Origin of the sequence: Sphingomonas arenae, assembly GCF_016924655.1 — a bacterium.
GTDB classification, from domain to species: domain Bacteria; phylum Pseudomonadota; class Alphaproteobacteria; order Sphingomonadales; family Sphingomonadaceae; genus Sphingomicrobium; species Sphingomicrobium arenae.
In genome coordinates, this window is the sequence record NZ_JAFFJU010000001.1 from 742,204 (window position 1) to 755,358 (window position 13,155).

The 13,155-nt window shown below is 67.0% G+C and carries 11 protein-coding genes and 1 tRNA gene; 6 read left to right on the top strand and 6 right to left on the bottom strand.

The features are described from left to right. Positions 1 to 6: 6 nt before the first annotated feature. From gspD to JT720_RS03775, 5 genes are all read right to left on the bottom strand, one after another. Positions 7 to 2,373 (bottom strand): type II secretion system secretin GspD, encoded by a 2,367-nt coding sequence (gene gspD / locus JT720_RS03760; protein ID WP_205479454.1) that lies wholly within the window; start codon positions 2,371 to 2,373, stop codon positions 7 to 9. After that, on the bottom strand, positions 2,373 to 3,146 hold the full coding sequence (locus tag JT720_RS03765; RefSeq protein ID WP_205479455.1) for a type II secretion system protein N: 774 nt from the start codon (positions 3,144 to 3,146) through the stop codon (positions 2,373 to 2,375). The genes gspD and JT720_RS03765 overlap by 1 nt, the downstream gene beginning before the upstream one ends. A gap of 316 nt (positions 3,147 to 3,462) precedes the next feature. After that, positions 3,463 to 3,537: transfer RNA gene (locus JT720_RS03770), tRNA-Thr, on the bottom strand. A gap of 236 nt (positions 3,538 to 3,773) precedes the next feature. Then, positions 3,774 to 3,896 (bottom strand): hypothetical protein, encoded by a 123-nt coding sequence (locus JT720_RS14000; RefSeq protein ID WP_272873154.1) that lies wholly within the window; start codon positions 3,894 to 3,896, stop codon positions 3,774 to 3,776. Next, positions 3,896 to 5,695 carry an aminopeptidase P family protein gene (locus JT720_RS03775; RefSeq protein ID WP_205479456.1) on the bottom strand — a complete coding sequence of 600 codons (1,800 nt, stop codon included), beginning with the start codon at positions 5,693 to 5,695 and terminating at the stop codon, positions 3,896 to 3,898. Before JT720_RS03775 ends, JT720_RS14000 begins: the two co-directional genes overlap by 1 nt. Before the next feature lie 62 nt (positions 5,696 to 5,757). Here JT720_RS03775 and JT720_RS03780 point away from each other — a divergent pair, with 62 nt between their 5' ends. From JT720_RS03780 to JT720_RS03805, 6 genes are all read left to right on the top strand, one after another. Beyond that, positions 5,758 to 7,821, top strand: a complete 2,064-nt coding sequence (locus JT720_RS03780) for a S9 family peptidase (RefSeq protein ID WP_205479457.1) — start codon at positions 5,758 to 5,760, stop codon at positions 7,819 to 7,821. Further along, positions 7,818 to 9,206 (top strand): hypothetical protein, encoded by a 1,389-nt coding sequence (locus JT720_RS03785; protein WP_205479458.1) that lies wholly within the window; start codon positions 7,818 to 7,820, stop codon positions 9,204 to 9,206. Before JT720_RS03780 ends, JT720_RS03785 begins: the two co-directional genes overlap by 4 nt. Then, positions 9,203 to 9,604: an acyl-CoA thioesterase gene (locus tag JT720_RS03790; RefSeq protein WP_205479459.1), complete on the top strand. Its 402-nt coding sequence runs from the start codon at positions 9,203 to 9,205 to the stop codon at positions 9,602 to 9,604. Before JT720_RS03785 ends, JT720_RS03790 begins: the two co-directional genes overlap by 4 nt. A gap of 9 nt (positions 9,605 to 9,613) precedes the next feature. Beyond that, positions 9,614 to 10,261: a maleylacetoacetate isomerase gene (maiA, locus tag JT720_RS03795; protein ID WP_205479460.1), complete on the top strand. Its 648-nt coding sequence runs from the start codon at positions 9,614 to 9,616 to the stop codon at positions 10,259 to 10,261. Positions 10,262 to 10,287: 26 nt separating this feature from the next. Further along, positions 10,288 to 11,073, top strand: coding sequence for a class II aldolase/adducin family protein (locus tag JT720_RS03800; protein WP_205480154.1), 786 nt, complete (start codon positions 10,288 to 10,290; stop codon positions 11,071 to 11,073). Between the two features lie 100 nt (positions 11,074 to 11,173). Beyond that, on the top strand, positions 11,174 to 11,470 hold the full coding sequence (locus JT720_RS03805) for a hypothetical protein (protein ID WP_205479462.1): 297 nt from the start codon (positions 11,174 to 11,176) through the stop codon (positions 11,468 to 11,470). Positions 11,471 to 11,649: 179 nt separating this feature from the next. Here JT720_RS03805 and glpK read toward each other — a convergent pair whose 3' ends face one another. After that, positions 11,650 to 13,146 (bottom strand): glycerol kinase GlpK, encoded by a 1,497-nt coding sequence (gene glpK / locus JT720_RS03810; RefSeq protein WP_205479464.1) that lies wholly within the window; start codon positions 13,144 to 13,146, stop codon positions 11,650 to 11,652. Between the last annotated feature and the right edge of the window lie 9 nt (positions 13,147 to 13,155).

Genomic DNA, 13,155 nt, shown 5'->3' on the forward strand with positions numbered 1-13,155 from the left:
AGTCCATCAGCGCACCACGAAGCAGTTCTGGTCCGCGGCCTGCAGCTGGCGGCACACCTGCTCCGCGGCGGCCGGCGAACTCGTGCCCGCCCGCAGGCGTACGCCGCTCTTGCCTCCGCTGCGGTAGGCCGTGACCATCTTCTGCATGCCCGCGACCGTCGGGAACCGCGCCGTGATCGAGCGCCACGCGGTCTCCGCCTGCCTTTCGCTGGCGTAGGCGCCCAGTTGCACCACGCCGCCGCCGCTGCTCCCGGCACTGCTGGACCTCGCGACACTCAACGCCGACGAAGCGGCCACGGGCAAGGCCGCCGCCGCCGCGGGGGCAATGCCAGCCCCCGTGCCGGATGTCGGTGGAACGGCGCCCATATAGTCGCGCACCAGGGCGTCGAGCGAGGGCTCCCGGTCCGGATAGCGGCGCATCTGCTCGCCGCGGATGTAACCATATTTCTGCGCCGTCACCTCGCGCGCCTCGGCCGCCGTCCGGACGATGGTCGGGCGGATGAAGACCATCAGATTGGTCTTGCCCTTGGACTTCGAGCGCGACTTGAACAGCTCGCCCAGCACTGGCACGTCGCCGAGCAGCGGGATCTTCTCGATTGTCCGCCGCTCGTTCTCGTCGAGCAGTCCGCCAATCGCCAGGATCTCGCCGTCATCGACGGTCAGCACCGTCTTGAACTCGCGCTTGTTGATGACGAGGTCGTTCGACCGCGCGCTGACGGGACCGGCCACGCTCGACACCTCCTGCCGAATGAACAGCTTGATCGAGCCCGAGCTGTTGACCTGCGGCTTTACGTCCAGCTGGATGCCGACATTCTGCCGCTGCACCGTGCGGAAGGCGTTCTCGAAGTCCGTTGACAGCTTCTCGCCGGTCGTCACCGGCACTTCCTGGCCGACCAGCAGCTTCGCTTCCTGGTTGTCGAGCGTCATGATCGACGGGGTCGACAGGATGTTGGACGAATTGTCCGACTTCACGGCGTTGATGATCGTCCCGAACACCAGGTCCTTGCCGACGTCCGCGACCGCTCCCGCGAAGCCGCCGGTCGCGCCGAGCACGGAGCCGACGGCCGCGTCGGTAATGGCTTGCCCGAGCGGTCCGTCCGTGGTCGTGGTGGTGGTGCCGTCCTGCGTCGTCGTCGTAGTCCGGCCGAGCTTGTAGTTGGCGATCGCACCGCCCACCGTCAGGATGTTGGGAACGGCGTTCGAGTAGTTCGTCGCAACGAACGGCGCATTCTTGCCGCCGAACAGGAACTGCACGCCAAGCCGCTTGGCGGCCTCGTCGCCGATCTCCACGATGATCGCTTCCACGAGCACCTGTTCCCGGCGCGTGTCGAGCTGGCGGATCAGCTCGCCGAGCTGGCGCTGGAGACTCGAGTTCGCCGCCACGATGATGGCGTTGGTGCCGGGATAGCGCGACACCACCGCGGGCCCGCCACGGGCGATGCCGTTGCCACCACCCGTGAAGATCGCGGGCGTGGCCTGCCCCTCGCTCGGCCCGGCGCCGGTGCCCTCGCCCGACTGGCTGCGGATGAAACTCGGCGTGCCGTTCCCTTGCGATACCGGCTGGCCCAGCAACGTTTGCAGGACCGGCAGCAACTGCTCCGCATCGGCATGTTCGAGCCAGTAGACGCGGATGTCGGTGCCGCCCGCCGCGCGTGCATCGAGGTCGCGGGCGACCGCTGCCATTCGCGAGACCGCGCCCGGATCGCCGCTCAACGCCAGCGCGTTGGACGAGTCCACCGCCGCGACGGTGATCCCACCCTCACGGCCGCCGAGCGCCTGCAACGAGGTGGCGATCTCGCGAGCACCGGCATTCTTCAGGTAGACGAGCTGCTCGGAGGCATTGGCGGTGTCGATCCGGCCGAGCAGCTGGCGCACGCGGGCGATGTTGTCGGCGAAGTCCGCGACCACGATGCTGTTCGAGCCCTTGTTCGCGGTGAGGGATCCCTGCGAGCTCACCAAGGGGCGCAATGTCTCCACGACCCCGGCGGCGTCGATGTTGCGAAGGCGGAAGATCTCGGTGACGAACTGGTTTCGGCCCGCGCCACGGCTCGATACGCGCGTGGGCTGGCTCGCTGCTCCCTCGACCGGCTGAATGCGATAGCCGCCGCTGATCGGGATGGCGACCAGGCCGTTCGCTCGGAGCGTCGACAGAAACACCTCGAAATATTCGCTTCGGCTCAGCGACCGGCGGCTGCTGACCGAGACTTTCTGGTTCACGCGGCTGTCGACCACCAGGTTCATGCCCGTGACGCGCGCCGCGTCGCTGACGAACGCGCGCACGTCCACGTCGCGCATGTTGATCGAATATTGGGCAGGCAGCGGCGCGGCCACAGCCAGGGCAGCACAGGCAAGGAGGGTACGCGTAAACTTCATCAGGTTCCTGCAAGATTGAAAGCGACCGGCACGGTCGCAGCGCCCCTTTCCACCGTAAGCGACAGGCGGGCCCCCGGGGTGACCTGCGCCTGGAGCATGCTCGCGTCGGCCACCGACGCCACTCGGCGTCCGTTCACGGCCACGATCACATCCCCACTGCGCAGGCCGGCGGCCTGCATCACTGATTCATCCCCCACCGCGCTGACCAGCAGCCCCGTCACGCGCCCTTGCCGCTGCCGCGGAGCGAGCGCGATCGCCTCCTTGAGCCGGTCGGCATCAAGGGCGCCCGGCGCTCCGACGGCGGCCGTCGCGACGCCCGGCGCGGCTGCCGTTCCCTCAGCCGCGCTGTCCTCCATCGCGAGCTGCAGCCGCTGTCCGCTGCGCTCCAGCACCACTCGGTCGAAGCCCACGTTCACCAGCTTGATCCCCGGCGCGACCTGCTCCCCGACCGCGACGCTGACCTGCTCACCATCCGGGCCCGCGATGATCGCCGAACCGGGAAGGCCGCCACTCGCAATGCGCGTGCCGAACAGGGTGAACCCGCTGGCCTCCTGCGGTACGGCACCCGCCACGGCGGACCCGGTGCCGCCGAACGGGTCGAAGCTCGACAGCAGCGCCGACTGCGCAGCCGCTGGCAGCACCTGCGGCTTGGGCGGCATCCACTGGCCGATCGGCCCAACGGGCGTGACTAGGGCCAGCAGGACGCGCGCGACCTGCACGCCGATCAGGGCGAGCAGAACGGCCTTCAGCCAGAAATATGCATCGCGCGGCAAATGCAGCCGCGCCGGTACAAACCGTCCGATGTCCATAATCCGTTGCAAAGGCCGAATCCCCACCCGAGCCCTGCAGCTGGCGTTAACCATTTGGCCGTCATGACGCCACGGCTAAATGCCTGATAAGATTCAGCTGGTCCGTGTTTCGGGTCGGTTCACCGGATGCCGCGAGAACCGGTTTGCGGACAGGGCATCGCAGCTTCGAACTGCAAGGTTTTGTTAAACGGAAGCAAGTTCAGCCGAAGCGAACAATAGGAGTGTCAATCGCGATGCACCATGGGCGGCACGCCGCTGTCCACGAGGATTCGGGAAGAAATGGTGCTGCCGGCGAGGATTGAACTCGCGACCTCAGCCTTACCAAGGATGCGCTCTACCACTGAGCTACGGCAGCACTGTCTCGAAGGACGCGCGCCTATGGCCGTCCGCCTCCCGCTGTGTCAAGGCAAGAGAATGACAGACAAGGAGAAAGCCGAGCGGCTCGCCGCCAAGCTGCGCGAGAACCTGCGCAAGCGGAAGGAGCAGGCGCGAGATCTCCGTCATCCCCGCGCAGGCGGGACTCCAACTCCTGTAGCAGCACCTTGCCATGAAGGCTCAGGAGATGGACTCCCGCCTTCGCGGGAGTGAAGGTTACGGCAAGTAGTGACTGATCGACGCCACTGCCGACGTGCCCGCATCATAGCCGGCATGGAATAGCCTGTGCGGTCCCCACACCACCAGCAGCGTCAGCATCGACCCCGCCGCCATCCACATCAGCGGCTTAGCGGAGCGCACTGCTTTTCGAGCCATTGTCTCTCTTCCCCTCCCAAGGTCGGTCCGATCTTTTCCAGCACCAGCGAGTGATAGGCGTTCAGCCAATCGAGCTCGCAGTCAGACAACATCTCCACCGCAACGAGACGCCGGTCGATTGGCGCGAAGGTCAGCGTCTCGAAGCCCAGCATCTCCTTCTCCGCGCCCGCGATCTCGACCGGCACCACCAGCACCAGGTTCTCGATCCGGATGCCATACTCGCCCGTCTTGTAGTAGCCCGGCTCGTTCGACAGGATCATGCCCGGCTGCAGCGGCTCGTCGGCCCCGGCATAGGCGCCGCCCATCGGCGAGATCCGCTGCGGCCCCTCGTGCACCGACAGGAAGCTGCCGACCCCGTGTCCGGTGCCGTGGGCGTAATCCAGTCCCGCGTCCCACAACGGTCGCCGCGCGAAGCTGTCCAGCTGACCGCCCCGCGTTCCCTTGGGAAACACGGCCGTGGCGATGGCGATATGGCCCTGCAGCACCCGCGTGAACCGGTCACGCATTTCCGCCGTCGGCTCGCCCACTGCTACCGTGCGAGTGATGTCGGTGGTGCCGTCCTGATACTGGCCACCCGAATCGATGAGGTAGAGCGAACCGGGCTCAAGCTTGCGGTTGGTCTTCTCGCTCGAGCGATAGTGGACGATGGCCCCGTTCGGGCCAGCGCCGGAAATGCTGTCGAAGCTCAGGTCGCGTAGCTCCGGATTCTCCCGCCGAAGCGCCTCCAGCCGGTCGGATGCGGTCAGCTCGTCGAGCTCGCCGGACGGAGCCTCCTCCTCCACCCACTTGAGGAAGCGCGCCATCACCGCCCCGTCGCGGGTCTGGGCGGCACGCTGGCCGCCGAGCTCCGCCTCGTTCTTGATGGCGCGCGGCAGCACGGTGGGATCGCGCACCGCCACTACCTTCGCCCCGGCATTCTCCAGCGCCTCGAAGATCGCCGCGACCGACCGCTCCGGATCGACCGCGACCGTCTTGCCGCCGAGCTCCGAGAGCGCGTGCTCGAACGCCGCCCGCTCGTGCAGCCGCACGCCGTTGCCGAGGTGCTGGCGAAGCTCGGGCGTCACCTTCTCGCCCGCGACGAACAGGTCCGCAGTCCCGTCCGCATGCACCAGCGCATAGGCCAGCGCGACGGGCGTGTGGCTGACGTCCGTGCCGCGCACGTTGAACGTCCAGGCAATCGAATCCAGCGCCGCCAGTACCGCCGCGTCGGCCTTCTGTTCGGATAGCCAGTCGGCGATCGTCTGCCGCTTGTCCGCGCTGCTCCTGCCCGCCAGCCGCTCCGGCTGAACCACCAGTGCCGCCTTGGACGCCTCAGGGCGATCGCTCCACACCCGGTCGATCGGATTGTCGCGCACCGGCACCAGGGTCGCGCCCCTCGCAGCCAGCGTCTCGGTGGCCTGCTTCACCCAGTCGCGCCGATGCAGCCACGGATCATACCCGATCCGCGCCCCCTCCGGTGCATGTTCCTTCAGCCACGATGCGATGCTCGTTTCCGGCACCGACTGGTAGCTCCAGTGCTCCCCGTCGACTTGGCTCCTCACCTGCAAGGTGTAGCGCCCGTCGGTGAAGATCGCCGCTTCCTCCGGCAGCACCACGGCCGATCCTGCCGAGCCCTCGAACCCGGTCAGCCAGGCCAGCCGCTGGGCATAGCTGCCGACATATTCGCTCATATGCTCGTCGGTGAGCGGCACGACGAAACCGTCCAGCTGATCGGCTTTGAGCTGTTCACGGAGGGCGGCGAGGCGGTCGGCGTAGGTGGACATGGCCGCCCCTTAACCCGCTTTTCGGCTGGACGCACGGCCCCCGCTTTGCTTGGACCGTGCGTATGAGCAGCCTCCCCCCGCCGCCACGCGCCGAGCAGCGCCCGCACAGCTTCGAACGTCACGGGGTCACGATCGAGGATCCCTACTCCTGGCTGCGCGATCCCGGCTATCCCGAGGTGAAGAACGAGGAGGTGCTCGCCTACCTCAAGGCCGAGAATGCCTATTTCGAGGCGTGGAAGGCGCCGCACGCGGACCTCATCGAAACCCTGTTCCAGGAGATGAAGGGCCGAATGAAGGAGGACGATTGCTCAGTCCCGGTGAAGGACGGCGACTGGCTCACCTGGTGGGCATTCCAACCCGGTGCCCAGTACCGTCAGTGGTTTCGCCGCAAGTTCATGGGCGGGCCCGATGAGCTGATTTTCGATGAACCGGCGGAAGCTGCGGGGCGCGACTACTTCAAGCTTGGCGCGCTCGCCATCAGCCCTGACGGCCGCCTCGCCGCCACCATGGTCGACGACGATGGCTCCGAGCGCTTCAAGCTCCGCATCCGCGACCTCGCGACCGGCGAGGACCTCGAAACGGTCACTGAGGTGGGCATCGGCCACCCGGTCTGGAGCAGCGACTCTGCCGCGGTCGTCTTCAACGAGGTCAACGAACATTGGCGCAGCTACCGCGCCCGGCTGCACCGCATCGGCGCCCCGGCCGACGAGACGGTCACCCTTTACGAGGAAACGAAGGACCTCGGCTTCTCCGTGGGCATCGGCCGCAGCCAGGACCGGAGCCTCATTTTCATCGCGACTGGCGACAACACGACGAGCGAGGTGCGGTTCGTCCCGGCCGATCGCCCGGATGCCGAACCTGTCCTCATGTCTCCGCGCCGCAAGGGTCGCCAATACGAGGTCGATGCCGCGCACGGAAAGCTGTGGATCCTCACAAACGACGAGCACGTCAACTTTCGGCTTGCGTCTGCCAGCCCTGACGCGCCGGCCGAGTGGACCACGGTCATTCCCGGTTCCGACCGAATCTACCTGCGCGGGGTCACGGCTTTTCGGGACCATTTGGCGCTGACCACCCGGGTGGATGGCCTCGATCAGCTGATCCTGCGCGACTACGCCACCGGCGAGGAACGCCGCATTCCCTTCGCGGAGGCGAGCTACTCGGCGGGCTTCGGCAGCAACCCGGAGTTCGCGCCAGGGGCCTACCGCGTCGGCTACAGCTCGATGGTCACGCCCGCGACCGTCTACGACTACCATCCGGGGCGTGATGAACTCGAGGTGCGCAAGGTCCAGGAGATACCGTCCGGCTACGACCTGTCACTCTATACGACCGAGCGCCTCATGCTGCCCGCTCGTGACGGCCAGCGCATCCCCGTCTCGGTGGTGTACAAGAAGGGCTTCGAGAAGAACGGCGATGGCCCGCTCTTCCTCTATGCCTACGGGGCCTACGGTTATGCCATACCACCGGGCTTCTCGACGTCGCGGCTCAGCCTCCTCGACCGCGGCTTCGCCTATGCGATCGCCCACATCCGCGGTGGGGATGACCTTGGCTACCAGTGGTTCCTGGATGGCAAGCTGACCAAGCGCACCAACACGTTCAACGACTTCGTGGACGCCGCGAAGGGCCTTGTGGAAGAGGGCTTCGCCAGGCCCGGCCGGATCGCCATTCAGGGCGGCTCGGCCGGTGGCGAGCTGATGGGTGTGGTTGCCAACACCGATCCGGAGCTGTGGGGCGCCGTGATCGCGGATGTGCCCTTCGTGGATGTGCTCAACACCATGCTCGACGAGACGCTGCCGCTCACCCCCGGCGAGTGGCCGGAGTGGGGGAATCCGATCAGCGACAAGGCGGCGTTCGAGCTCATCCGCTCCTACTCGCCCTATGACAATGTCCGGGCGCAAGACTATCCGCCGATGCTGATCACGGGCGGTCTCACGGACCCGCGGGTGACGTATTGGGAGCCGGCGAAGTGGGCCGCGAAGCTGCGGGACACCAAGACGGACGGCAACCTGCTGCTGCTCAAGATCAACATGGGCGCAGGGCATGGCGGCAAGTCCGGACGGTGGGAATCGCTGCGAGAAATCGCGGAAAGCTACGCTTTCGTGCTGACCCAGCTGGGGGTCGAGCAATGAAGTGGGCGGCGGCGCTGGTCGCTGGAGTGGCCCTCGGGGCCTGTCCGGCGAAAGCGGTGGATCCCGTCGCTTCGGTCCATGTGGTGCGGGATGGGGAGCGGTGGACGGCGGATTACCGGTTCCACCGACAAGCGCCTGTCTGGGTGCTGGCAGTGTCGCCGCTGACGCGGGTCAAACCGCGGAGTTTCCGGCCGGAAAGCTGGGTCGTCGAGACCCCAGGGGTGCGCCTGGAACGGCATGGCTGGTACGACGTGCTGGTGGCCGACAAAGGCGCGATGCCGAGCAGAGTTCGCGTGAGTTTTCGGCCATTTACCGAGGATATCGAGACTGCCGCCGACCCGGCGCTGGGGTTCACCGACGGGTCGGTGGCGCTGTACAGCGTGCAGTGGAAAGTGCTGCCTGCGCGGTCCATCGAGCAGGTGAAGGCCTACCCCCTCGACGTGGCCTTCGTGCCGGAGTCGGGAGCCCCCACCAGCGTCACGTTGAGTGACAAAAACCGGCCTGTTTTGTTCGATGGAAAGCGCGTTCGCGCCGCGAAACTGACCGGAGATCGCGAAACTTACGTCCTATTTGGCCCGGCAACGCCGGTGGAGACGCCGGCGCTGGAAACGATCCTCGATCCGCAGCTGCCCGGCTGGTTCAAGAACTACGCGCTGGCCCAGCTGCCCCCCATTTTGGATCGCTACACCAAGCTGCTGGGCCCGAAGCCGGACGGCAAGCCGACGCTGATGGTCAGCTGGAACGGTCCGACCAAGGGCCGCGCGAGCTTCAGCGGGAGCGTGCTGCCTGGACAGATGGTGATGACCCTGGAGGGTGAGGGCGTGGTTTCCGACAACCCGAAGCTGCGCGACATGGCGCGCTGGTTCGTGGCGCACGAGGGCGCGCATTTCTGGTTGGGGCAACAGGTGATCTACTCCGACGTCAAGGAGACGTGGATCACCGAAGGCGGAGCGGACCTGCTGGGCTATCGGACGGTCGCGGCGCTGGACCCCAAGTTCGACGTTCGGGCAGCGCAGCAGAAGAGCCTGGACGATTGCATCGCGTCGTCGCGAAAGGGACCGGTGGCGACGGCGATCGAGCGGCAGGATCCCAAGGCCTATTACAATTGCGGCGCAGTCTTCGGACTGGTGGCGGAAAAGGCCTGGGGCGGCGACTTCGCGGCTTTCGTACGGGAACTGATTGCCCGCAACCGCGCCGACCGGACGGTGAGCCGGACCGAGTGGCTCGACCTGCTCGACAGCCGGGCGCCGGGCAAGCGCCTGCCCCAGCATATCGGCTTCCTGCTCGACAATCCCGTCCTCAATGCCCAGCCGTGGGTCGCGCTGCTGGAGGCCGGAGGCATCCGCTTTCGGCTGCGGACCGACGGCACGCCGGAGCTGCTATGAACCCCGTCTTCGAACTTGAGCTGACCGCCAGGCCCGAGCACATCGACGAGCTCGGCCACGTCAACAATGCCGTCTGGGTCCAGTGGATCCAGCAGGTGGCGCTGGCGCACTGGTACAGCCTGGCCGACCCGGCGCACCAGGAGGCCTATTTCTGGGTCATCGTCCGGCACGAGATCGATTACCTGCGGCCCGCGTTCGAAGGGGACGTGGTGACCGGCCGGACCTGGGTCGGCGAAGCGCCGAAGGGCGCCCGTTTCGACAGGCACATGGAGTTCCTCGGCCGGGACGGCAAGATCTGCGTGCGGGCCAGGACCCAGTGGGCGATCATCGACAAGGCGAGCGGCCGGCCGATCCGCGTGCCGCCGGAGGTGGTGGCGCCGTTCCTGGCACGGGAGTAAGGTCCGGGCATGAGCAGGCCGGTCCTCCACGACTATTTCCGCTCCTCCGCCGCCTACCGCGTGCGGATCGCGCTCAACCTGAAAGGCGTGGAGCATGAACGCCGCCCGGTGAACCTGCTGGAGGGCGCGCAGCGGTCCCCGGAATATCACGCGCTGAACCCGCAAGGGCTGGTGCCGATGCTGGAGATCGACGGGCACCGGCTGACCCAGTCGCTGAGCATCATCGTCTACCTGGACCAGCGCTTTCCCGAGCCGCCGCTGGTGCCGCGCGATCCCGCCGATGGCGCGCATGTCCGCAGCCTGGCCCTGGCGATCGCCTGCGACATCCACCCGCTGAACAACCTCAGGGTGCTGAGCTACCTGCGGCACGAGATGGACCAGTCGCAGGAAGCCCGGGACAGCTGGTACCGCCACTGGGTGATCGAGGGACTGACCGCGCTGGAGGCAATGGCTTCACCCCGCGCCAGCCGGTTCCTGTTCGGGGACGAGCCCAGCCTCGCGGACGTCTGCCTGGTGCCGCAGATGTTCAACGCGCGGCGCTTCCACGTGCCGCTGGAGCCCTACCCCACTCTCGTCCGCGCCGACGAGGCCGCGCAGAAACTGCCGGCCTTCGCCGCCGCCCATCCCGACCGCATTGCCGAGGAGCTTGGTCTATGAACCGCGTCGACACGATCACCGCCGGCATGGAGAAGGTCCGTGCCCTTCAGTCCGTCGAAATCCCGAGCCTGGAGGGCAAGGTCAGCGACGAGGAGTGGAAGCTGCGGATCGACCTCGCGGCGGCCTATCGCCTGGTGGCGCACCATGGCTGGGACGACCTCATCTTCACGCACATGTCGGTGCGCATCCCGGGGCCGGAGCACCACTTCCTCTTGAACCCCTACAATCTGATGTTCGAGGAAGTGACCGCGTCGAGCCTGATCAAGGTCGACATCCACGGCAATCCCGTCGAGCCGACGCCGTTCATCACCAACCCGGCCGGCTTCACCATCCATAGCGCGGTGCACATGGCGCGCGAGGATGCCCATGCCGTCATCCACCTGCACACGCCCCATGGGCAGGCGGTCGCCGCGCATGAGGAGGGCCTGCTGCCGCTGACGCAAACCGCGATGCTGATCCGCGGCGACCTGTCGTTCCACGATTATGAGGGCGTCGCGACGGACCTGGAGGAGCGCGAGCGGATCGTCGCGGACCTTGGCACCAAGAATGCCATGCTGCTGCGCAACCATGGCACGCTGACCGTGGGTACCACGGTCGGCGAGGCGTTCATCCGCATGTATTTCCTGGAGCGCGCCTGCGAGGCGCAGATCTATGCGCTGTCGGCCGGCGACAAGGTCAACAACCCGCCCCAGGGCACGCCGGAAGTGGCGGCCCAGCAGGGCGCGGCGGGACTGAAGGTTGCGGCGCAGCTGCTGGCGTGGCCGGCGCTGCTGCGGAAGGCTTATCGGCTGGACCCGGGGTTTGCGAGTTAGGTGCGATCTGATTGCGAACTAAGCCGGACTGAGACTGCAGGTCTTTGGCGATCTTCTCCAACGCGGCGAGCCGTTCGTCGCACTCGACCTTTGGATAAGCATGATAGCGGGTGCAGCCGCTCGCATCGTGGTCGAACAACTTCAAGGTCAGGAGAGAAGGGTTCCCCTTCCTGCATTTCCATTCCTCAAGCTGACCATGTGTCAGGTGCGCACGCCACTCCAGATGAGTATCGAGGCACGCGAGCGTTTTCTGGATAGCACGACCTTCTTTGGCAAAGCTGCCTTTCGCAGCAGTCAGGCGCCTCACCTCGTCGAACGCCTGCCGGATCGGCAACCCAGTTTTGACCTTGGCTCCACGGCGATTTGCAGCAGCCATGCAGTGCAGCAAGCTTTGTAGACGGTGCTCAATCGCACTGAACTGATCGATACAGTCGCTCCGCCATCTCTTGGCCCACTCGCCATTCGGTGGGTTGGGCGGAGGCGCAAAGGCGGTCGGTTGAGCAGCATCGTTCATCGGCCGACACTTTCCCATCAATCTCCTAAGCGACCGTGAAAAGATGAGTTTAGCCCTGTGGCTCAGAGGCTGGCTCGGCCGATCGTCCGTCGCACGGCGTCCTGCCACCGGCTGAGCAACGCAGCGCGCCTGTCTTCCCCCATCGCGGGTACGAACCGGTCCCTTGCCGCCCAGGTGCGCGCGACATCGTCGATGCCGCTCCAGACGCCGGTTGCCATGCCGGCGAGGAAGGCGGCTCCGAGGGCGGTGGTCTCGAGGTTGCCGGGGCGCTCGACGGGGCAGTCGAGGAGGTCGGCGAGGAACTGGCAGAGCCACCCGTTGGCGGCCATTCCTCCGTCCACGCGCAAGGCGGCCGGGCGAGCGCTGCCGTCGGCGATCATGGCGGTGAACAGGTCGTGGGTCTGGAAGGCGACCGACTCCAGCGCGGCGCGCGCGAGGTGCGCGGCGGTGGCGTCGAGGGTGAGGCCGTGGATCGCGGCGCGCGCGTCCGGGTCCCAGTAAGGTGCGCCGAGGCCGACGAAAGCGGGGACCAGGGTCACGCCATGGCTGTCGGGCACTTGAGTCGCGAGGCTGTCGGTGTCGGACGCCCGGACGATGACTCCAAGACCATCGCGGAGCCACTTGATCGCGGCGCCGGCGACGAAGATCGAGCCTTCCACCGCATAAGTGACCTTGCCGTCCAGCCGGTAGGCGGGCGTGGTCAGCAGGCGGTTCGCCGACGTGACCGCCGTCTCGCCCGTGTTGAGCAGCAGGAAGCAGCCGGTGCCGTAGGTCGCCTTGGCCATGCCCGGGGCGAAGCAGGCCTGGCCGATCAGCGCGGCCTGCTGGTCCCCTGCCATCCCGGCGATGGGCAGCTCACGGCCGAAATGCCCTGCGGCCGCCATGCCGAAGATGCCGCTGTTGTCGCGGACGTCCGGGAGGAGGCTCACGGGTACGCGGAACAGGTGGCACAGCTCCTCGTCCCATTGCTGCCGGTGGATGTCGAACAGCAGGGTGCGGGCGGCGTTGGTCGCGTCGGTGGCGTGGACGCGTCCGCCGGTCAGTCGCCAGAGGAGAAAGCTGTCCACCGTGCCGAAGGCGAGCTCGCCGCGTTCCGCCCGTTCCCTGGCGCCGGGGATGTGGTCCAGCATCCAGGCAAGCTTGGTCGCGGAGAAATAGGGGTCGAGCAGCAGGCCGGTCCGGGCGCGCACCAGTTCCTCCGCCCCGTCAGCCTTGAGCGCGGCGCAGGTGTCGGCGGTGCGGCGGTCCTGCCAGACGATGGCGGGGTGGACGGGCTCACCCGTGGCGCGATCCCACAGGATGGCGGTCTCGCGCTGGTTGGTAATGCCGATGCCGGCGATCCGGTTGAGCGGGACGCCGGAACGATCGAGGGCTTCGCGGCAGACCGCCAGCGTGTCGCGCCAGATGTCCTCAGGATCGTGCTCGACCCAGCCGAGGGCGGGGTAATGCTGCGGGAACTCGCGTTGGGCGGTGACGATGGCCCGGGCTTGGGAATCGAAGATCATCGCCCGGGTGGAGGTGGTGCCCTGGTCGATCGCGAGGAGGTGGTCGGCGGGCATGGGCCGGAC

Coding starts and splice junctions, on each gene's coding strand:
- gspD (WP_205479454.1), bottom strand. CDS start 2,373: ATGAAGTTTACGCGTACCCTCCTTGCCTGTGCTGCCCTGGCTGTGGCC.
- JT720_RS14000 (WP_272873154.1), bottom strand. CDS start 3,896: ATGTGGATGGCGGCGGGGTCGATGCTGACGCTGCTGGTGGTGTGGGGA.
- JT720_RS03775 (WP_205479456.1), bottom strand. CDS start 5,695: ATGTCCACCTACGCCGACCGCCTCGCCGCCCTCCGTGAACAGCTCAAA.
- JT720_RS03780 (WP_205479457.1), top strand. CDS start 5,758: ATGAGCAGCCTCCCCCCGCCGCCACGCGCCGAGCAGCGCCCGCACAGC.
- JT720_RS03785 (WP_205479458.1), top strand. CDS start 7,818: ATGAAGTGGGCGGCGGCGCTGGTCGCTGGAGTGGCCCTCGGGGCCTGT.
- JT720_RS03790 (WP_205479459.1), top strand. CDS start 9,203: ATGAACCCCGTCTTCGAACTTGAGCTGACCGCCAGGCCCGAGCACATC.
- maiA (WP_205479460.1), top strand. CDS start 9,614: ATGAGCAGGCCGGTCCTCCACGACTATTTCCGCTCCTCCGCCGCCTAC.
- JT720_RS03800 (WP_205480154.1), top strand. CDS start 10,288: ATGGAGAAGGTCCGTGCCCTTCAGTCCGTCGAAATCCCGAGCCTGGAG.
- JT720_RS03805 (WP_205479462.1), top strand. CDS start 11,174: ATGATAGCGGGTGCAGCCGCTCGCATCGTGGTCGAACAACTTCAAGGT.
- glpK (WP_205479464.1), bottom strand. CDS start 13,146: ATGCCCGCCGACCACCTCCTCGCGATCGACCAGGGCACCACCTCCACC.